The sequence below is a fragment of the Microbacterium sp. UBA837 genome (assembly GCF_002296025.1).
In the GTDB taxonomy this organism is placed as follows: domain Bacteria; phylum Actinomycetota; class Actinomycetes; order Actinomycetales; family Microbacteriaceae; genus Microbacterium.
Map to the genome: position 1 here is coordinate 1 of NZ_DBHD01000036.1, position 19,655 is coordinate 19,655.

At 66.8% G+C, this 19,655-nt stretch carries 17 protein-coding genes and 1 pseudogene; 8 read left to right on the plus strand and 10 right to left on the minus strand.

The window, feature by feature from the left end:
* The first annotated feature begins 104 nt into the window (after window positions 1–104).
* The gene (locus tag B3587_RS02690) at window positions 105–320 is read left to right on the plus strand and encodes a DUF7455 domain-containing protein (protein ID WP_374198029.1); all 216 of its coding nucleotides are present in this window, start codon (window positions 105–107) and stop codon (window positions 318–320) included.
* Between the two features lie 32 nt (window positions 321–352).
* A complete protein-coding gene (locus B3587_RS02695) occupies window positions 353–1,369 on the plus strand; it encodes a sugar-transfer associated ATP-grasp domain-containing protein (protein WP_292726358.1) in 1,017 nt (338 codons plus the stop codon).
* Between the two features lie 7 nt (window positions 1,370–1,376).
* Here B3587_RS02695 and B3587_RS02700 read toward each other — a convergent pair whose 3' ends face one another.
* The 3 genes from B3587_RS02700 to B3587_RS02710 all read right to left on the minus strand — a co-directional run bounded on the left by B3587_RS02700 (window position 1,377) and on the right by B3587_RS02710 (window position 4,590).
* The gene (locus B3587_RS02700) at window positions 1,377–2,075 is read right to left on the minus strand and encodes a coenzyme F420-0:L-glutamate ligase (protein ID WP_228178849.1); all 699 of its coding nucleotides are present in this window, start codon (window positions 2,073–2,075) and stop codon (window positions 1,377–1,379) included.
* The gene (locus B3587_RS02705) at window positions 2,072–3,445 is read right to left on the minus strand and encodes an RNA polymerase sigma factor (protein WP_292726360.1); all 1,374 of its coding nucleotides are present in this window, start codon (window positions 3,443–3,445) and stop codon (window positions 2,072–2,074) included. The genes B3587_RS02700 and B3587_RS02705 overlap by 4 nt, the downstream gene beginning before the upstream one ends.
* 227 nt (window positions 3,446–3,672) lie before the next feature.
* Window positions 3,673–4,590: a proteasome assembly chaperone family protein gene (locus B3587_RS02710; protein ID WP_228178854.1), complete on the minus strand. Its 918-nt coding sequence runs from the start codon at window positions 4,588–4,590 to the stop codon at window positions 3,673–3,675.
* A gap of 82 nt (window positions 4,591–4,672) precedes the next feature.
* On the opposite strand from B3587_RS02710, the gene B3587_RS02715 reads away from it, so the two are divergent.
* From B3587_RS02715 to sucB, 3 genes are all read left to right on the plus strand, one after another.
* Window positions 4,673–6,157 (plus strand): leucyl aminopeptidase, encoded by a 1,485-nt coding sequence (locus tag B3587_RS02715; RefSeq protein WP_292726363.1) that lies wholly within the window; start codon window positions 4,673–4,675, stop codon window positions 6,155–6,157.
* Window positions 6,154–7,527 (plus strand): dihydrolipoyl dehydrogenase, encoded by a 1,374-nt coding sequence (gene lpdA / locus B3587_RS02720; protein ID WP_292726365.1) that lies wholly within the window; start codon window positions 6,154–6,156, stop codon window positions 7,525–7,527. The genes B3587_RS02715 and lpdA overlap by 4 nt, the downstream gene beginning before the upstream one ends.
* Window positions 7,528–7,589: 62 nt before the next feature.
* Window positions 7,590–9,338: a 2-oxoglutarate dehydrogenase, E2 component, dihydrolipoamide succinyltransferase gene (sucB, locus tag B3587_RS02725; protein ID WP_292726367.1), complete on the plus strand. Its 1,749-nt coding sequence runs from the start codon at window positions 7,590–7,592 to the stop codon at window positions 9,336–9,338.
* Between the two features lie 35 nt (window positions 9,339–9,373).
* On the opposite strand, the gene B3587_RS02730 is transcribed toward sucB, so the two are convergent.
* Window positions 9,374–10,714, minus strand: coding sequence for a hypothetical protein (locus tag B3587_RS02730; protein ID WP_292726369.1), 1,341 nt, complete (start codon window positions 10,712–10,714; stop codon window positions 9,374–9,376).
* A 156-nt stretch (window positions 10,715–10,870) separates the two neighbouring features.
* Between B3587_RS02730 and B3587_RS02735 the strand changes: the two genes are divergently transcribed.
* Entirely contained in the window at window positions 10,871–11,581 is a 711-nt protein-coding gene (locus tag B3587_RS02735; RefSeq protein ID WP_292726371.1) for a DUF4191 domain-containing protein, read from the plus strand.
* A gap of 46 nt (window positions 11,582–11,627) precedes the next feature.
* Here the strand turns inward: B3587_RS02735 and B3587_RS02740 are convergent, their stop codons facing one another.
* Window positions 11,628–12,023: an RDD family protein gene (locus B3587_RS02740; protein WP_228178864.1), complete on the minus strand. Its 396-nt coding sequence runs from the start codon at window positions 12,021–12,023 to the stop codon at window positions 11,628–11,630.
* 141 nt (window positions 12,024–12,164) lie between these two features.
* Between B3587_RS02740 and glnA the strand changes: the two genes are divergently transcribed.
* Window positions 12,165–13,589, plus strand: a complete 1,425-nt coding sequence (gene glnA / locus B3587_RS02745; protein WP_228178865.1) for a type I glutamate--ammonia ligase — start codon at window positions 12,165–12,167, stop codon at window positions 13,587–13,589.
* Window positions 13,590–13,783: 194 nt separating this feature from the next.
* Here the strand turns inward: glnA and B3587_RS02750 are convergent, their stop codons facing one another.
* Complete coding sequence (locus tag B3587_RS02750; protein WP_292726374.1) at window positions 13,784–14,167, minus strand: sulfate permease; 384 nt, start codon at window positions 14,165–14,167, stop codon at window positions 13,784–13,786.
* Window positions 14,168–14,317: 150 nt separating this feature from the next.
* Window positions 14,318–17,842: a MobF family relaxase gene (gene mobF / locus B3587_RS02755; protein WP_292726376.1), complete on the minus strand. Its 3,525-nt coding sequence runs from the start codon at window positions 17,840–17,842 to the stop codon at window positions 14,318–14,320.
* Between the two features lie 176 nt (window positions 17,843–18,018).
* Here mobF and B3587_RS02760 point away from each other — a divergent pair, with 176 nt between their 5' ends.
* The gene (locus tag B3587_RS02760) at window positions 18,019–18,252 is read left to right on the plus strand and encodes a hypothetical protein (RefSeq protein WP_292726378.1); all 234 of its coding nucleotides are present in this window, start codon (window positions 18,019–18,021) and stop codon (window positions 18,250–18,252) included.
* 28 nt (window positions 18,253–18,280) lie between these two features.
* Here the strand turns inward: B3587_RS02760 and B3587_RS02765 are convergent.
* The 3 genes and pseudogenes from B3587_RS02765 to B3587_RS02775 form a co-directional block, all read right to left on the minus strand.
* Window positions 18,281–18,514 (minus strand): annotated as a pseudogene (locus B3587_RS02765) (integrase core domain-containing protein); the annotation flags it as partial.
* Between the two features lie 16 nt (window positions 18,515–18,530).
* Window positions 18,531–18,899: a transposase gene (locus B3587_RS02770; RefSeq protein ID WP_292726380.1), complete on the minus strand. Its 369-nt coding sequence runs from the start codon at window positions 18,897–18,899 to the stop codon at window positions 18,531–18,533.
* Window positions 18,844–19,602: an IS110 family transposase gene (locus tag B3587_RS02775; RefSeq protein ID WP_292726381.1), complete on the minus strand. Its 759-nt coding sequence runs from the start codon at window positions 19,600–19,602 to the stop codon at window positions 18,844–18,846. The genes B3587_RS02770 and B3587_RS02775 overlap by 56 nt, the downstream gene beginning before the upstream one ends.
* Window positions 19,603–19,655: the final 53 nt, after the last annotated feature.

A 19,655-nucleotide genomic window follows, 5' to 3' on the forward strand; every position in this document is an offset into this window, starting at 1 on the left:
CGTACGCGCTCAGCGAAATGTGACCCAATAGCGGCATACCCGAAACATCCCCGTGGTTGTATGTCATGACACCGCCAGGAGTGACGCACCGAGGAGGCATGACCATGGCTACCCTTTCCCCCGCAGAGATCGACGTCATCGAGAGCCGTCTTACCGCCGCCGACCGCTGCGACTCGTGCGGCGCTCAGGCCTACATCGCCGCCGAAGTGAACGGCAGCGAGCTGCTCTTCTGCGCCCACCACGGACGCCGCTACGAAGAGAAGCTGCGCGAGGTTGCGACGAGCTGGCACGACGAGACGCACCGTCTCAGCGCTGAGTGACCTCAGCACACGTCGAGTCCTGCACACCCTGAATGGCTTCGCTTGATCCGCGGACGCGGATGCACTACCGCGCCGCGCGGGCACGACAGATCGACGTCGTGTCGCTGTGGCAACGCGCGCGCGAAACGTCACGGGAGCACGATCGCTGGACTCCTGCCGTGCTCGCCGACATGCTCTGGTCGGCGGGCGTGCGTCAGGTCGGATTCCAGGACTACGTCGACTATGACTTCGCGACCCTGACCCGCGCGGAACGGGACACCTATATGACGCATCCCGTTTCGAACGAGCTGTCACAGCGATACGACGATCCGCGCCACCGTTCCCAGTTCCACAACAAGATCACGTTCAACGAGACCTTTGCGCCGTTTCTCCATCGCGAATGGATGACGATCACGCCCGACAACGCGGACGAGTTCCGCGATTTCGTCGAGCGCCACGGCACCGTCATCGTCAAGGAGCCGGTCGGTCAAGCGGGATCCGGCGTGCACCGCTATCGGGCGGATGCCGTCACCGACTGGTCGACGTTCCACAGGGGTCTGCTCGACCGCGGAGAGCTTCTCGCCGAAGAAGTGATCACGCAGCATCCTGACCTTGCGGCTTTCTGCCCGGGCACGGTCAACACGACCCGGGTGACGACCTTCTTCGACGGCGAACGCACACATATCCTCGCGATGGCGCAGAAGTTCGGCCGAGGACAAGTCAGCGACCAGATGAGCTTCGGCGGCTTCTATTCGATGCTCGACGACGACGGCCGTGCGGTCGGCGCCGGATACGACTCGCACGGCAACGTGCACGAGCTGCACCCCGACACCGGACGCCGCATCTCCGACTTCACTCTGCCGATGCTCGGCGAGGTGAAGACCTTCATCGATGAGGTAGCACGTGTCGTTCCGACGGTGCGTTACGTGGGGTGGGATGTCGTCGTGACTCCCGCCGGCCCTGTCCTCGTCGAAGGCAACTGGGCGGCAGGGGTTTATGAGAACAAGCCCAGCGTGACCGGCATCCGCACCGGCCACAAGCCCCGGTACCGGGCTGCAATCGGCTTCTGAGAGGCGGCTAGACGGCGCGAACGATCCCGAGCGGCGTGGACTGGTGGCCTTGGCCCAGCGGGTTGTCGCGAAGCACAGCGAGCAGCGTCTTCTCGTCGGTCTTCGAAAGGGTCGACCCGAGGATGTTCCCGCCGAGGTCGTTGATGTCGACCACCGCGACCTCGACGCCCGGCGCCAGCAGCGTCTTCAGATGCTGAGCTACCTCTCGGGGACGCTCCGGGCCCAGCACGACGGCGCTGTTGTAGGGCGGGATGGTTCCGCTCGTCGGGCCGTCGATGGCGCGGGCACGGTCGCCGGCGATCCGGTAGAAGTCGCCGGAGCGCCCAAACGCCTTCGTGACCGCGGAGACTGCCGCCGCGAACAGGATGCGGGGTGTGCCGCACTCGCGCAGCGCCATTTCCATCGTCTCGGGCATTCCGAGTCCGATCCCGTACGGAGTTCGGGTCACGTAGCGCGCCAGGAATCGGGCCAGCTTGCGCGGCTGAATGTCCGAAACCGCGTACGAGCGGCCCTGTGTGATCGCGACGATCTTCTCGGTGACGAACAGCGTGTCGCCGGCGGCAGCGTGCTCGAGGGCGTATTCGCGGATGATGTCATCGAGATCATCGCCGGGCATGACCACCCGCGTGCGGATCGGAATCCGTCGATAGCGCGCGCCGTCGATATCGACTTCGAGCGCCTTCCCCTCGTTGGCGACGCCGGTCATTCCAGATAGTCCCGCAGCGACTGCGACCGCGACGGGTGGCGAAGCTTGGCCATCGTCTTCGACTCGATTTGGCGGATCCGCTCACGGGTCACACCGAACGTGTCGCCGATCTGGTCGAGCGTCTTGGGCTGACCGTCGCCGAGTCCGAAACGCATCCGGATGACGCCGGCCTCTCGCTCCGACAAGGAGTCGAGGAGAGACTCCAGCTGGCGCTGCAGCATCGTGAACCCGACCGCGTCGGCAGGAACAACAGCCTCGGTGTCCTCGATGAGGTCACCGAACTCGCTGTCACCGTCCTCACCGAGTGGCGTGTGCAGCGAGATCGGCTCACGGCCATACTTCTGAACTTCGATGACCTTCTCGGGGGTCATGTCCAGTTCGCGGCTGAGCTCTTCGGGGGTGGGTTCGCGACCCAGGTCCTGCAGCATCTGACGCTGGACGCGGGCGAGCTTGTTGATGACTTCGACCATGTGTACCGGGATACGGATGGTGCGCGCCTGGTCCGCCATGGCGCGGGTGATCGCCTGACGAATCCACCACGTCGCATAGGTCGAGAATTTGAAGCCCTTGGTGTAGTCGAACTTCTCAACAGCTCGGATGAGGCCGAGGTTGCCCTCCTGGATGAGGTCGAGGAACTGCATCCCGCGACCCGTGTAGCGCTTGGCGAGCGAGACGACCAGACGCAGGTTCGCACCCAACAGGTGGCTCTTGGCGCGCTGACCATCGCGCGCGATCCACTGCAGGTCCAAACCGAGCTGGCTGGACTTCTCGGCGGGCGTCATGTTCGAGAGCTTCTCTTCGGCGAACAAACCCGCCTCGATCCGCATAGCGAGCTCGACCTCTTCGGCCGCATTCAGCAGCGGAACCTTACCGATCTGCTTCAGGTAGTCCTTGACCGGGTCAGCTGTCGCACCGGTGATCTGCGTCGAGTAGATCGGGACGTCATCCTCGTCGTTCGACGTGATGACGATGGCGCCGCTGGGGAGCGGCTCGGTGAACACCGGCTTGCCGGACGTTTCGTCGTCGTCCGAGTCGTCGCCGTCGTCGGAGGCATCCTTCGCGGCCGGCGCGTCGGAAGCGTCATCGGACGATTCCGAGTCCGAAGAGTCGTCATCTTCGCCCTCATCGTCGCCGTCCACGTCAGCCTCGGCGAGTTCTTCATCCTCGTCGACCTCGTCGTCATCCGCGCTCTTCTTGGATGTCTTCTTGGTGCTGGCCTTCGCACCCGCGGCGCCGCTACGCTTCTTGGCGGCGGGACGCTTGCTGGCAGGAGTCGTGGCGACTTCGTCGTCGCTCTCGATCTCGGGCGCCAGCTCGTCCGCGTCGGCCTTCTTAGCGCGCGTACGGGTGGATGTCGTGCTTGCGGTCACGTTTCGCCTCTCAGCGCACGGCGATCTGATTGCCGCGCTGTTGGTTTCGGACGCTAGTAAGACCCTTGTCAAGTCCCGCGGCGTGTGACGGTCGCGGGTGACAATGGGTCGAACCACCATTGTCTCATACTCCGTGCGCGATTCCTGGCCTACTCCCCTGGCCACGCGAACGGATACCCAGCACAACCTCTCTGAGGCGTTACCTATTCCAGTCGCCCAGGTGGCGATCAGCCCTTGTCGTCGTCGCCGGCGGGCCGGGTCGCGAGATAGCGCTCCAATTCCGCGGCAATCTCGTCCGCGGTCGGCAGGTCACCGGTGTGGATGATCGGCGTCGCGTTCGTGGCCCCAGCCATGTAGGCGTCATAGCGCTCTTCGAGAGTCTCGATCATTCGCTGCAGCTCGTCGCTGCCACCAACCTGCTCCTGCACCTTCTCGAGATACTCCCGGTTCTCTTCGCGGAGCTCGTCTCCCGCGAAGACCAGTCCGGTGGCAACCGTCACGCTGTCCAGCGCAGCGAGAGCTGCTGCCGGATATTGCGTGTCGGCGAGATAGTGAGGCACGAGAAGCACGAAACCCGCGACATCCGCAGCGGTCTCGGCAAAGCGATACTCCAGAAGGTGGCCGACAGTCGCAGGCACCTGTGTCTCGGGCTGCCATACCGAGTGAGCCGCCGTCAGTTCCGTCCGGGTGCCGCTCACCGTGGTTCCCAACGGGCGCGTGTGAGGCACGGGCATCGGAATCGCATGCACCCACGTGACGCTCGACACGTCGAGTTCCGCGGCGAGGTCAAGGACCGCTGCCGTGAACGAGTCCCACGCAAAGTCCGGCTCGTATCCCGTGAGCGCGACGAACGGTTGACCCAGCGCGTCGTGGACGAGAGAGAGCTCCAGCCGAGGAGGACGATAGTCAGTGAGGTGGTCGTGCTCGAAGGAGATGACCGGGCGACGGGCACGGTAATCGAGAAGGATGTCGTTCTCGAAAACCGCGATCGGGGTCGGCTCCAGGTCTTCCCTCACATACGTGACGATCCGACTCACGGCGGAGCCAGCGTCGGTGAACCCGGTGAGCGCGATCACGAGCGGCAGACCCGCGGGCACCGGCGGAGCGCTGGCGACGCGGTGATAGACGGGTACCGACAAAGTCATGCCTCCATGCTAGGCGCGTGGTCGCGGCGACCGCCCCGACGCGTGCCGCTCAGAGCGAACACCCCCGACCTAGGATGAATGCATGGCCAGTCCTGTCGTCGATTTCAGCGAAGCCCCGGTTACCGAACACGACGCAGACGCGGTGGTGATGGTCGTCCCTCTTGTTTCTGCAACCACTGACGACGAGTGGGAGTCGCTTCCCGGTTTGCGCGAGAGCCTGGAGTCGATCGGGTTCACCGGCTCGTCCGGGTCGTACGCTCGCGTGGCGGCTCCGCAGCTCTTCGCCAAGCCCGTCGCCGTGGTCGGTAGCGGCGCGGGGCGAGACGCCGCGTCAGTTCGCAACGCCGTCGGTATCGGATGCCGCACCCTCACCGGGTTCGCGTCGGTCGCTGTCGCTCTGCCCTTCCATGAGGCAGCAGACACGGCGCTTGCAGCAGCCGAGGGTGCAGGGCTCGGCGCCTACAGCTTCGCCAGCTTCAAGAAGGAGCCGCCCAAGCCGCGTGCTACCCGCGTCGTCGTTCACACCGCCGCGGCGGTTTCGCCAGCGGATGTGGCTCGGGTCCGCGCCGTCATCGAGGCAGTCGCGCTGGTGAAGGACCTCGTGACGACCCCTGCCGACGCTCTCGGCCCTGCCGATATGGCCCAGGCGACCAGCGACCTGCTGCGTGAGCTCCCGGCCACAGTCCGGGTGTGGGACGAGACCGAACTGGAAACGGGCGGGTTCGGCGGCATCCTCGGTGTCGGCCGCGGCTCGGCGCGCCCCCCGCGCCTCGTACGCGCCGAGTATGCGCCGGACGGCGCGACGCGCCATGTGGCTCTGGTCGGCAAGGGCATCACCTTCGATTCGGGTGGGCTTTCGCTCAAACCCGCCGCCGGAATGATCGACATGAAGTACGACATGTGCGGAGCTGCAACCGTGCTTGCTGTGCTTCGCGCCGTTGCCGGGATCGGCGCTTCCGTGCGAGTCTCGGCGTGGCTGTGCCTGGCCGAGAACATGCCCTCGGGGACTGCGACCCGCCCGGGCGATGTGCTTCGCATCGCCGACGGCACGACGGTCGAGGTCCTGAACACGGATGCCGAGGGTCGGCTCGTCCTCGCAGACGGACTGGTCGCCGCCAGCCGCGAGCATCCCGACCTCATCGTCGACGTCGCAACCCTCACGGGTGCGATCACCACGGCACTGGGAACGCGACACGCAGGCGTCATGGGAGATGACGACGCCGTCGCGCGATACCTCGCAGCCGCCGATCGCGTCAACGAACTCGCCTGGCAGATGCCGCTTCCCGACCACATGGTGGATGAACTCGACTCGCCTATCGCGGATCTCCGCAACGCGAAGGTCGGCGATCCCGCGGGTGGATCTCTCTTCGCAGGGCTGTTCCTTCGTCACTTCGTCGGCACACGCGGCGAAGCCGACGGCAACGAAGCGCGCATCCCGTGGGTTCACCTCGACATCGCCGGCGTCGGCATGAACAAGGGGGCAGCGTTCGGCTTCACCGACAAGGGACCGACCGCCGCGACGACCCGCAGCCTCATCGAGTTCGTGCTCAGCGAGGCGCGCCGATGAGCGAGGACGGCTTCGACATCATCGTCCTCGGCGGCGGCTCCGGGGGCTATGCGGCGGCGCTGCGCGCCCGGGAGCTCGGACGGACCGTCGCTCTGGTTGAAAGAGACCAGGTCGGTGGAACCTGCCTTCATCGCGGTTGCGTTCCCACGAAAGCCCTGCTGCACTCTGGTGAGGTTGCCGATGTCGTGCGCAACGCTGCCCATCACGGCGTCAGCGCGAGCTTTGAGGCCATCGATATTGCTGCGGTCCACGACTACCGGCGCAAGATCGTCAGTAAGAAACACGCGGGCCTCACAGGACTTCTCGCCGCACGCGGAGTCGTGACGATCACCGGTGACGGCTACCTCGAAGCTGATCGACGGGTGCGCGTCGGCGAACGCGTCCTGTCGGCATCCGACATCGTCCTCGCGACGGGGGGACGCACCCGCGAGCTTGCGGACGTGCCGCTCGGCGGAAGAGTGTTGAGCAGCGACACCGCGCTGGAACTCGACGAGGTGCCGTCATCGGTCGTGATCCTGGGCGGCGGCGTCATCGGTGTCGAGTTCGCCAGTATCTGGCGTTCATTTGGCGCCGAGGTCACGATCATCGAGCCGCTGGCACGCTTGCTTCCCTCCGAGGACGAGGCCAGCAGTGCCGCACTGCTCCGAGCGTTCCGCAAGCGCGGGATCGCGGCGAGCTTCGGATTATCGTGCACCGGCGTCGATGCCGGCGAGGATCAGGTCACTGTGACGTTGTCGGATGGTTCGACGCGCACCGCCGACTACGCCCTCGTCGCCGCGGGCCGCATACCTGCGACCGCAGATCTCGGCTTCGAGGATGCTGGCGTGGAACTCAACGCCGGTTTCGTCGTGACGGATGCCGAGCTGCGCACGAGCGCGCCGCACGTCTGGGCGGTGGGCGACATCGTCCGGGGCCCGCAACTTGCCCATCGCGGGTTCGCTCACGGCATCGCGGTGGCGGAGCGGATAGCGGGGCTCGCCGTTGCCCCGCTAGCGGACGAGGTAGTGCCCCGCGTTGCATACTCCAGTCCCGAAGTCGCGTCGGTGGGCCTCACGACGGCTGCCGCGATCGAACGCTTCGGCGAAGACGCTGTCGAGACCGCCGAGATCCCGCTGGCCGCGAACGCCAAGAGCGAGATCTTGGGAACATCCGGGTTCGCGCGGGTCGTGCGCCGTCGCGAAGGTCCCGTTCTCGGCGTGCATCTCGTCGGAGATCGGGTCGGCGAACTGATCACCGAGGGGCAGTTGCTCGTGGGGTGGGACGCGCATCCGGAAGATGTCGCTCCGCTCATTCACGCCCATCCGACACAGAGCGAGGCGCTGGGCGAGGCGCTCCTGCTGCTCTCGGGCAAACCGCTGCACGCGATCTGACGACCGCACCCGCAGAATCACTAAGCTGGAAAAGACATCGGCATTCTGAAGGAGACAAACTCATGAGCACTTCCGTGGTCCTCCCCGCACTCGGCGAGAGTGTTACGGAGGGAACGGTGACCCGCTGGCTCAAGAAGGTGGGAGACACAGTTCAGGCCGATGAAGGGCTTCTCGAGATCTCGACCGACAAGGTCGACACCGAGATCCCCTCCCCCGTTTCGGGCGTGATCGAGGAGATCCTCGTGGACGAGGACGAGACCGTCGAGGTTGGTGCAGTCCTCGCCAAGATCGGTGATGGCTCGTCAGCACCGTCGTCGGAGTCTCCCGCCGAGGAGGCCCCCCAGGATGAGGCGCCCCAGGAGGCCGAGCCGGAGCCGCAGCCCGAGCCGGCCCCAGAGCCTGCGCCCGCGCCTGCCCCCGAGGCACAGACTGCCCCGTCCGGTGGGGGCAAGGACGTCGTCCTCCCCGAACTCGGCGAAAGCGTGACGGAAGGCACAGTGACCCGCTGGCTGAAGGCCGTCGGTGACACGGTCGAGGTCGATGAGCCACTACTGGAGATCTCCACCGACAAGGTCGACACCGAGATCCCGTCCCCTGTCGCGGGGACGCTGCAGGAGATCCTGGTGCAGGAAGACGAGACAGTCTCGGTCGGCGCGACGCTCGCCCGCATCGGGGACGGCGCCCCGCAGCAGTCAGCTCCTGAGCCCGCGCCCGCCGAAGAGCCGAAGCCGGAGTCTGAGCCCGAGCAGAGTGCCCCGGAACCCGAGAAGCCTGCTGCCGAGTCAGAGAAGCCGGCAGCTGAGCCACAGAAGCCGGCAGAGCCGAGCCAGACCGCGCAGACCCCCGCGACCTCGTCCGAGGTGACCGAGGCAGCTGCAACCGAGTCCGGCTCTGAGGCTGACGGCGACAGCAAGACCTATGTGACCCCGCTCGTGCGCAAGCTCGCGCAGGAGAAGGGCGTCGACCTCTCGAACGTCAAGGGGACAGGCGTTGGAGGGCGGATCCGCAAGGAGGACGTCCTGGCAGCTGCCGAGTCGGCGGCAACTCCCGCGGCCGCGAGCGAGGCGCCCAAGCGTTCTGAACGCGAGGTTTCGGAGCTGCGCGGGACCACGCAACCGATGTCGCGTCTGCGCAAGGTTCTCTCCGAGCGCGCTGTCGCGTCGATGCAGTCGACAGCTCAACTGACCACGGTCGTCGAGGTCGACATCACCAAGGTCGCGGCGTTCCGGGATGCGGTGAAGGGCGACTTCCAGAAGAAGACTGGCGACAAGTTGTCGTTCCTCCCCTTCTTCGCGCTGGCAGCCGCTGAGGCCCTGCAGGCGTACCCCGTGATCAATGCCACGGTCGACGAGGGCTCGATCGTGTACCCGGCAAGCGAGAACCTCTCGATCGCCGTCGACACCGAGCGGGGCCTGCTCACGCCGGTACTGCGGGATGCTGCGACGAAGAACCTGGCTCAGATCGCGCACGAGATCGCTGACCTCGCGGCGCGCACGCGCGAGAACAAGCTCAAGCCCGATGAGCTGGCAGGCGGCACGTTCACGCTCACCAACACCGGCTCCCGAGGCGCGCTCTTCGACACGCCGGTCGTCTTCCTGCCGCAGTCAGCGATCCTCGGGACCGGCACCGTCGTCAAGCGCCCCGGTGTCGTGCAGGTTGATGGCAAGGATGCGATCTCGGTCCGCTCGTACGTTTACCTGGCACTGTCATACGACCACCGGATCATCGACGGTGCGGATGCTGCACGCTTCCTCGGCGCCGTGAAGGCCCGCCTCGAAGAGGCAGACTTCGCCGGCGACCTCGGTATCTGACGGATCGGCGTCGAGCCCGGAGGAACGTATCACCGCTACGACGATGGCTGCTGTGCGAGGTCGAGAACCTCGCGCAGCAGCCATCGGTCGTCATGCCGCGCAATCACAACGAGCTGGGGCGGGTAACCGTCTGCCTCGGCGCGGATGACCGCGACGTCCCCGTATTCGTCAACCACGTGCAGGGTTCGAAGCGTGGCGGGGGCTGTGGCAGCTCCGGCCGCGGACGTCACATCCGCACGTTCGGCGATCGTCTGCACGCACGCGGCATCCCCGGCGCACGTCGACAAGGCGTCGAGGATCACGCCCGCCGCACGCGGTAGATCCGGCTGGTCGTCCTGAACACGGGATTCAGACGAGGCATCCACTCCGGCATCCGGTGCGATAGCGGCCTCACCGGTAGGCGCGCCCTCCTCTGGCGCGCTCCGCGCATCGGGAGCCAGGACCGTGAAAGCGATAGCCAAGACCGCGCCGACGGCCGCGGCGGCAATCAGGAGTCGGCCACGCCGGACGGGGCGCTCCGATGTCGGCCGACGCCGGAATGACCGCATGGCGCCGCGCGCCGAGGCAGCGACGTCGGCAAGAGTCTCCTGCCACCGGCCATCGCCACCGCGCACAAGCCGATCGAATGCACCGGGCTCATCCGGCGCTGCACCCCCGTCCCCCGCCCGCGGCGGCGGTTCGACGGATGCGGGGCTCGGCGTCAGCCGTACGGCGGCCGGGGCCTCGGAAGACGGGCGAAGGGGCCCTGGCTCCACCCACTCGAACACCGCGCGCTCACAAGCGTCGATGCCGCCCGCCCGAACGTCATCGGTCCGCAAGAGCGCCACGATGGCATCCCGCACGGAACCTCCCCGGGCATCATCGAGCGGTAGTCGATTCAGGATGCGGCATGCGCTCTCGCGAGCGGGCTCAGCACCGGGCGAGAGCGCGAAGACCGGCCTGGCCGAGCCCGACAGCCACCATCCTCCGCCAGGGTCGTTCCGGGCTTCAGCGCGCAGCTCGTTCGCTCCGCGCAGAAGGCTGATCATGATGGTGGCGCATTCGGGTTCCGTGACAGGCGACCTCAGACTGTCGCGAACCGCGAGGTACGTCTCGAGGGGCTCGCGGCACGCTTCGACGAGCGCGCCCGCTGCTGCGTCAGAGCGCGAGGTGCCCATGTGGACGACATCCAGCGCTCGGAGCACGTGCGTGTCATCCTGAGGCGTCCAGAAGAGCTCGCCACCGGGCACCTGTTCTGGATCGATCAGAAGGTGCACTCCCGCCGGGCTGCGTACCAGCGTTCCCGCGTACGGCGACTCTCTCGTCGTGACGCGGCGGAGCGGGGTGAAGGCGATCAAGAACGGATCATCCGCCCACCCGGGCATTGCATCACTCATGCCCCCAGCCTGAGCGGAAGCGGCGGCGGCCCAGCCAAGGCCCATCCGGTGCGGGGACTGACGAGCCCAAGCATGGCCTGGGGAGGAGAGCGCTCGGGGATCGGCTGCCGTACGCAGCAATGCATACGGCACTTCCCGCCCGGGTACGCTGGAGGGATGGCAGCACGCGCGTCCTCACCGGAGAAAAGGCCCGGCTTCTTCTCGCAGCTTCGTACCCTGTATACGTTCACGCAGCAGACCTACCGCGGTCTTCCCTGGATGCTCGTCGGTGTCGTGCTCGCAGGCGCCGCCCTCGGCGTCGGAGTCGGGTTCCTCATCCCGCCGGTCGCGGTCTGGAGCATCATCCTCTGGGGTGTCACCGGGCTTCTCTTCGGCGTGCTGATGGGCCTGACCCTGACGACGCGACTGTCGACACGCGCGATGTACAAGCGCATCGACGGCGTCCCCGGGGCCACCGGCCACGTGATCTCCACCTCACTCGGCCGTTCGTGGCAGGCTAACGAGAACCCCGTGGGCGTCAACCCCAAGACGCAGGAAGCGGTTTATCGCGTCATTGGTCGCGGCGGCGTCGTCATCATTGGCGAGGGTTCACGCGGACGACTGACTCGGCTGGTCAACGACGAGCGTCAGAAGGTTCAGCGTGTGGCATCCGGTGTACCGCTGACGGTGATCTACGTCGGGCACGGTGATGACGATGTGCCGATCTCGCAGCTCGCGACTCGGATCAAGAAGCTCCCCAAGAAGATCGACCGCGCAACGATGGCCGCCGTCATCAAGCGAGTTGACTCGGTTTCACAGTCGCTGACGTCGCTTCCGATTCCGAAGGGCATCGACCCGACCAAGGTCAGGGCACCGCGTCCGCGCTGATCCCTGACAGCCCGCGGAGCGTCGATCCCACGGACGTGCCCCCGCCTCAGCGGCTGCGAAGCAGAACCGTGCCGGCAGCCTTGTCGTGCAGCCCTCGCTGATCGGCATCCCAGATCACTGCCGGGATCACAACGATCAACAGCAGCGTGCGAATCACCGGTCGCCACAGGCCGACCCAGCCCCCGTCTACGCGCTGGAGCGTCAACCCGAAGATCCGGTGACCGGGGCTGCCCTGCAGCGTCGGCAGGAAGGCGATCTGAATGAGCGCGAAGATTCCCAGAATGGCGAGCGGGTCCCATCCGAAGAACCCGGAAATCAGGTACGCCGCGCCGTAGTCGATGCACAGTGCACCGACTCGGCGACCGAGTCGACCCATCGATCCGGGCCCAGACTCCGGAAGTCCGAGCCGTTTGCCGGGGTAGTCCTGGGCAACTGAGGTCACCGAACGAGCCTACCTGGGCGAGTCGATTCGACAGGCTCGTAACATGCCCGAAACAATAGGGACACGGCAGGGCAATCCCTGCCGACTACCGTTTTGGGAAACCCGACACGGGTATCACCACGCCCTACCTCTGGAGTCTTCATGTTCAAAGATTCATCTGAGGTGCTGAAGTTCATCAAGGACGAGGACGTCAAGTTCCTCGACATCCGTTTCACGGATCTCCCCGGTGTGCAGCAGCACTTCAACATTCCGGCATCCACCGTCGACGAGGACTTCTTCACCGTCGGCCAGCTGTTCGATGGATCCTCGATCCGCGGATTCGCGAACATCCACGAGTCGGACATGCAGCTCATTCCGGATGTCACCACGGCGTACCTCGACCCGTTCCGCGACGCCAAGACGCTGATCATGGTCTTCGACATCTACAACCCGCGCACCGGCGAGATCTACCACAAGGACCCGCGCCAGGTCGCGAAGAAGGCAGAGAAGTTCCTCGCCTCAACCGGCATCGCGGACACCGCGTACTTTGCACCGGAGGCTGAGTTCTACATCTTCGACGACGTGCGCTACGAGGTGAAGCAGAACTCTAGCTTCTACTCCGTGGACTCCTCCGAAGGTGCCTGGAACACGGGCCGCGAAGAAGAGGGCGGCAACCTCGGAAACAAGACCCCGTACAAGGGCGGCTACTTCCCCGTCTCCCCCGTCGACAAGACGGCTGACCTGCGTGACGACATCTCGCTGCGGCTGATCGAGTCGGGCCTCGAGCTTGAGCGCGCCCACCACGAGGTCGGTACCGGTGGCCAGCAGGAAATCAACTACAAGTTCGACACGATGGTTCACGCCGCCGACGACATCTTGAAGTTCAAGTACATCGTCAAGAACGTGGCTGAGCAGTGGGGCAAGGTTGCGACCTTCATGCCCAAGCCGCTGTTCGGCGACAACGGCTCGGGTATGCACACCCATCAGTCGCTGTGGCTCGAGGGCAAGCCCCTTTTCTACGACGAGGCCGGCTACGCACAGCTCTCCGACACCGCTCGGTGGTACATCGGTGGCCTGCTCGCCCACGCTCCGGCTGTTCTCGCATTCACCAACCCGACGCTCAACTCCTACAAGCGTCTGGTCAAGGGCTACGAGGCTCCGGTCAACCTGGTGTACTCGGCCGGTAACCGTTCGGCAGCTGTGCGCATCCCGATCACCGGATCCAACCCGAAGGCCAAGCGCCTCGAGTTCCGCGCCCCCGACTCCTCGGGTAACCCGTACCTCGCGTTCGCTGCGCAGTTGATGGCCGGCATCGACGGCATCATCAACCGCATCGAGCCGCACGAGCCCGTCGACAAGGACCTCTACGAGCTGCCCCCCGAGGAGGCCAAGCTCATCCCGCAGGTGCCGAACTCGCTGCTGGACTCGCTCGACGCCCTGCGCGCCGACCACGAGTTCCTGCTCCGTGGCAACGTGTTCACGCCCGAGCTCATCGAGACCTGGATCGAGTACAAGTTCGAGAACGAGATCCAGCCGATCAACGCCCGTCCTCACCCGTTCGAGTACGAGCTGTACTTCGGGGTCTGATTCCGGGAGGCCCTCAGAGCCACACTTCCGGTTCTTGAGACCAGCAATTTACTGAGCCCCAGGCGGCAGATGCCGTCTGGGGCTCAGTCTACCTCTGGACGTTTACGGACGGCTACGGGGAGTAAACGGACAGGTTTTCGGACAGCGCGCGGGGCCGCTCTTGCAGTGCCGTTGGCGATCCCGATGCGTCCGGGTCAGAGTCGCGTCGCGGCGAGAACGGGAAGGTCGCCGCCCGCCGCGTAAGCCGCCGACTCGCGCTCAACGATTCGGCGGTCGCGCCGCTCGGTGAGGCGAGCCCGGATCAGGACGACGAGCGTGATCGGCCCGTTGACGACGAACTTCAGTGCGTTCCAGATGAACAGCAGCACGAGCAGGTTCAGCCACCCCGGCCCGCCGTCGGCGATCCAGACGGTCAGCAGCCACGCGCCGAGCAGATACGGCACGGCGATGAGCATTGCGGGCACGCCCCACTTCAGTCCGCGGCGCGTGCGCAGCGCGCTGAGCAGGATGTTCGTCGGCATGTACGTCCGCAGGAACAGCCGAACCCGGATGCTGAGATTCCAGAGCAGTCGGAGCATGATGTCCGCCTCCTGAGAGGGTGCGTAGCTCCGCCGAGGAGATAGATCATGTGGTGAGCGTCCCGAGAGGACCGTCGCAAGCGACCTAGAAATCGTGGCTACTACCTCGACACCCAGGGTACGCCTGACCTCGGACACACGGAAGGGCAGCTACAGGCGTGGCGCGGATACCCCGACTGCGCTGACCGTGGACTCCGGTTCTGCTGCGCGTGCCGCGAGCTGTTGTGCGCGCAGGATCGCGGCGCGTGCTCGCATGGCGTCTGTGCGCTGCCGGGCGTCGTCGCCGATGAGTCCGAGCGCGCTGGTCTCGGTGATGCCGTAGGTGTCGCGGTAGGCCGCGACGGTGCGCGCCTCGCGTCGCCATATCGCGGCAAGCTGCGGATCGGCGGGCTTTGGGCCGAGTTCCGCGGCCCATGCCTCAGACGCCCCAACCGCTTCGGCGACGAGTGCATCGGCGCGCTGCTCGATGAGTGCGGCGCGTTCGCGGAGCGCGGCGCGCATGTCGTCGTCCATCGTGCCGAGAGCCGGAGTGATGAGTCCGGCGATAGGTGTGGCGGCCTGGCGCACGCGCCCGGCACCGTCCGCTCGGCCGAGGGCTCGGATCACCCGTTCGTGGAGCACCGCGGCCACGTCGCCCGCGTCGTCGAGCGGGCGCGAAGCGACGAGCGCGCGAAGCAGGCGCTCCGCGTCGTACCCGTCCGCCTCGGCGCGGCGTAGCTCGGCACCGAGCACACCGAACGCGGTCGATCCAATGGCGGCGTCGGCTTCGGCCTCGGTGAGTCGGGTGGCGCGCACGAGGGCTTCCCATCTCGGCTGCTGCGCGGCGGCGGCGATGGTCTCGTACTCGGCGGCGAGCTGGCCGACCGAGCCCCAGGCGTCCTGCTCGGCGGCGATCATCTGGCGGGCGGAGAATTCTGCGCCGACGTGCTGGAGCACCCCGGCGAGCACCTTGCGCGCCGCGACTGCGGCGGCGTCCTGGGTGGGCGGGTGGATGTGGTCGTCGTCGGGGCGGTTGATCGATACGTAGGCGGTGTTACCCTCCTTGCCGCGGGTCATGGCGACGTAGAAGTTCTCGCGCGTCGCGCCGGGCTCGACAAGCGTGTGCCCGGTGTCGACGGTGACCCCCTGCGCCCGGTACGCGGTCACGGCGTAGCCGAGTTCGACGTGCTCGGCGACGTACTCGGCGGGGAGCCGCACGGTCGCACCCCAGCGCCGTCCGGCGGGACGCACCCGCAGCGACCCGTCGCTGCCGACGGCGGTGATCGTCCATCGACTGCCGTTGCGCACCCAGCCGCGGCCAATGCGCAGCTCGCGGTCGTTGCGGCGGGTGATGATCGCGTCCCCCAGGGCCGCCTCGGTATCGTCATGCAGCCGCACCTCGGCGCGCGCGTCGACCTGCCCGGCGAGGATGAGGTCGGCGCGTGCGCGCTGGTTCAGGGTAGTGACCATCGCGCTCGACTCGGCGATGAGGATGCTCGCCAGTCCTGCGGCGCGATCGCGCTGCCACGCAGCGTAGGCGGCATCAGCCATGCGCTCGGCCTTCCCCGCTCGGATGCGCCCGTGGGCTTCGTAGGCGTCGATTGCCTCGATGCGCCCGCGGCGGAGGTCGAGCGTGGATGCCTTCTCCCATGCCGCTCGGATGCGGCGCACGTCGGTCAGCGCGGGCACGTCGTCGCGGTCGGCGACGAGCAGCCCGAACGCTCCCCCGGCGTCCACGGATTGCAGTTGCGCGGTGTCGCCCACGAGCAGCACCTTCGCCCCGGCATCGGCCGCGACGCGCACGAGCCGGTCGAGTGCGAGGGTCCCGGCGAGGGATGCCTCGTCCACGATCACGAGCTGTCCGGCGGTGAAGCCAATGCCGTGGTCGCGGTAGGTCTGCCACCACTTCGCGGTGTTCTCCGTCGGGATGCCGAGATCCCCGGCCAGCACCTCAGCAGCGACGGCGGACGGTGCGAGTCCGACCACCGAGCCGTGCCCGTGCTCGGCTTCCCACGCACGCCGCAACGCCCGCAGCGCGGTGGTCTTGCCTGCCCCTGCGGGGCCGATGAGCAGGTCGAGCATCCGACCGGAGGACGCAATCGCGGTGAGCGCGGCGCGCTGGTCGTCGCCGAGCGTGCGCCCGCGGCGGGGTTGCAGCGCCTGCGCGATAGTTGCGTCGGCCAGGCGCGACGCAACATGATCGCGGGAGCGTGCAAGCAGGCGATCTTCGGCGGCGAGCACAGCGGCACCGCTGAACCGGGCGGAGTTGCGCGGGCGGAACACGCTCGTCCCGTCCGCGCGCTGGAACGCGGCAGGACTGGATGCCAGCTCGGACGGGGTGAGCCGGATGGATACCTGCTCTGCCGCATCAGCGATCATCCCCGTGATCGCCTCGCGGTCCTCCGTGGCGGCGAAACGCCACCCCATCGTCTGCCGCGCGACCTCGGCGGTGAGATTCCAATGGCCCCACGTCGTGCGCTTCTCCGCAACCACGGCAACCACCGACGCGCCGAGCTGAGCGATCACATCGAGCGGCACGTCCTCGGCGTGCAGCAGCTCAACAGGGCCACCGGCGGCGGCTTGGCGCGCCCACGCGGTCGCGTCCTGCCCGAATAGGCTGCTGGCGCGCGTGCGCCACTCCTGAGTGAGTTCCGCCAGCGGGCGGACTTCCTTGTCGGGCCGGGTCGCCAGCGTCGCCTGCTGACGCAGCCGGATGATCGTCTCCCGCGACGGCGCGTGCCCGTGCGTGGCCTCGTACTCGGCAATCAGCCGGTCCTTCTCGATGTCGATGTGCCGCGACCGGGACGAGAACTCGGCGACCAGCTCCTCGGGCACCGTGGCGACCGCCCACACCGGGTTGCGATCCGCGCCCCGCTCACGCCGCTCCCACCCGAGGCCGAGCGCACGGGCCAGGTGATCGGCGAAGACCGCGGTGTGCAGCTCGCTGACCGCCGCGGTCGCAGCGTGCAGAGGCCGGCTGTCCAGCGACCGCCACTTGTCGTCGAACAGGGTGCGCACCTTGTTGCTCACGACAACATGCGTGTGCAACTGCGGATCGCCCGCCCGCGAGTCGAAATGATCGAACGCGGTAGCGATGAGCCCGGTCACCTCGACCTGTGCAACAGCTCCCCCGCGGGACGTTGCGCCGGAGCGCGTCGCTGCAAGCTCGCGCTCCATGAACGCAACCACCTCCGCAACCGCGGCATGGTGGGCCTCCGCGATCCGCGCCTGCGTCGTTGCGTCCGCAACCGCCCACAGCACCGACGCGGACTTCGGCAGCGAGAACGTGAAGTCGTACCCGGCGACCGCCCGCCGCGAGGTGCGCATCGCCTCCTCCGCCTCGATCACCACAACGGCCTCGGCCCGCTGATCCGCGCCCAACGCCGGATCGAGCCGCGAGATGCGGGCCGTGATCCGATCCTCCACGCTCGGGAACACCGGATACGCCTTCCCCAGCGGATCGCCCGTCACCGGGTCGCGCCCCATCCCCAGCAGAAGCTGGAGCTGCGCCTCCGAGACCGGCGCGCCCTCGTGAATCTCACCCTCCCCGAGCGCCGCGAGCCCGCCGCCCACCCAGCGGCCCGGCGGCGTGCCTTGCTCGGCGTAGTACCGGGTCAGCGGCATCGAGAGCGCCCGGTCGCCGTCAGACGACGCCACCGAGCGCAGCAGGTACGTGTAGCCGTCGCCCGCGCCCATCACCCGCATCGAAACCGACACCCGGCACCGCCTCTCTCGTCAGAGAGGTGAGCCACCGAGCCCGCCGTCAGGCGGGGTCGAGCTCGATGTGCCAGACGTGTACGGGTCTCTGGAGGGTCAGACGCTGCGGTCGGGCACGGCAGCCTGGTCGGGTTGCTGATCCGTGAATCGAGGCATTGGAAACCGTCGTCCACGAGCTGAAACTGGACGACGCCGCAGGGAAGAAGATCGGCTCGCATATCGTGATGCGCGGAACGGCCTTCGGCTTTGACCTGTACCTCGATGAAGTCGTTGTCGAGCGCGAGCCCGGAGTGAAGAAGACCGGCGAGACGGTGAAGGACCGCGTTGTCGGGGCCTATCGACCGGGTTTCGTTCTGGTTCCGCTGAAGACCGGCAGCCTGCTCAAGTGAAGCGCCCTGGGTCTGATGGAGACTCGCGCTATTTGATTCCGACCAGCTGTTCGCGGTCGGCTTGGACAGCATAGAACGCGTTCTCGAACTCGGCGGGCGGGACGTCGCCGAGGTAGCCGTGGAGGCGCTGCGCGTTGTGCCAGTGCACCCAGCCGAGGGTCGCGAGCTCGAGATCCTCGACCGTCTTCCACGGCCCCGAACGCGCGGGCCCGCGGACGAGTTCGGCCTTGTAGTAGCCGTTCACCGTCTCGGCGAGGGCGTTGATGCTCCTATAGTTGTCAACTCATGATTTCGTCGGTTCGGGGGTCGGTTTTCACGAGGTGGTAGACCTCGCGGATCACGTAGCGTTTCAGGCAGCGGATGATGTCCCGCTTGCTTTTGCCTTCGGCGGTGCGTCGGGCGACGTAGGCGATGGTCGGCTCGTGGAATCGCATCCTGACGATCACGGTCCGGTAAATCGCCGCGTTGAGTTGACGGTGTCCTCCGTGGTTGATGCGATGCTTCCCGCTGGTCATCCCTGAACCGGTCGGAATGGGGCTGATGCCGGCGAGCTTCGCGAACGCGGCTTCGCTTCTGATCCGTTCGGGGTTATCACCGGCGACGATGAGGATCTCTGCAGCGGGTATCGACGCCGATGCCGAACTCATCAAGCAGGTGCGGGGCGCGTTGGAGGACGAGCTGCTCGATCTGCGTCTCGAGGTCCTTGATCTCGTCGTTGAGCGCGATCCACCGCTTCGCGATCGACCGGAGTGCGTGACGATTCGCGTCCTCTGGTGTTTCCAGGCCGCGGGGACGGAGCGCGGCGCAGTGTCTCGCGACCATCTTCTGCGTCTTCTTCGCGGTCTCTCGCCGCAGATCCTCGGTGGCGTGGACGAGCATCGCCTTGAGCGTGATCATCGCGCCAGTGCGGTCTCTCACCGCGGTATCGTGCGCGACTTTCAGCTGACGGATCATCTCGACGACACCGTCAGCGGTCTTCGGGACCGCGGTCGCGAACCCCGCGAGCACGGCCCGGGCGGCGTTCTCCGCGTCGAGAGTGTCGGACTTCCCGTTCAACCGCCGTAGGCGTCGGTCAGGGCGTGAGACCTCGATCACCTTGTGCCCATGGCGGCGGACGAACGAGGTGAGTCCGGCCCCGTAGGAGCCGGTTCCCTCGATCCCGAACGCGATGATCTTCCCGAAGCTCGCCGCCCACTCCAATAGCTGCTTGAAGCCGGCCGTGTCGGTCGAGATCGTCAGAGTCGCCAGGATCCCGCCGATCGAGTCCATCACAGCTGCGACGTGGATGTGCTTGTGCGTATCGACGCCGATCACTACGTGCCCGGAACGGACGCTCTCGATCTCGGTCATGTGTGCTGTCTCCTTCACCCGTTAGCGTTGTGTCACGCTGTCGCCGGCGGGTG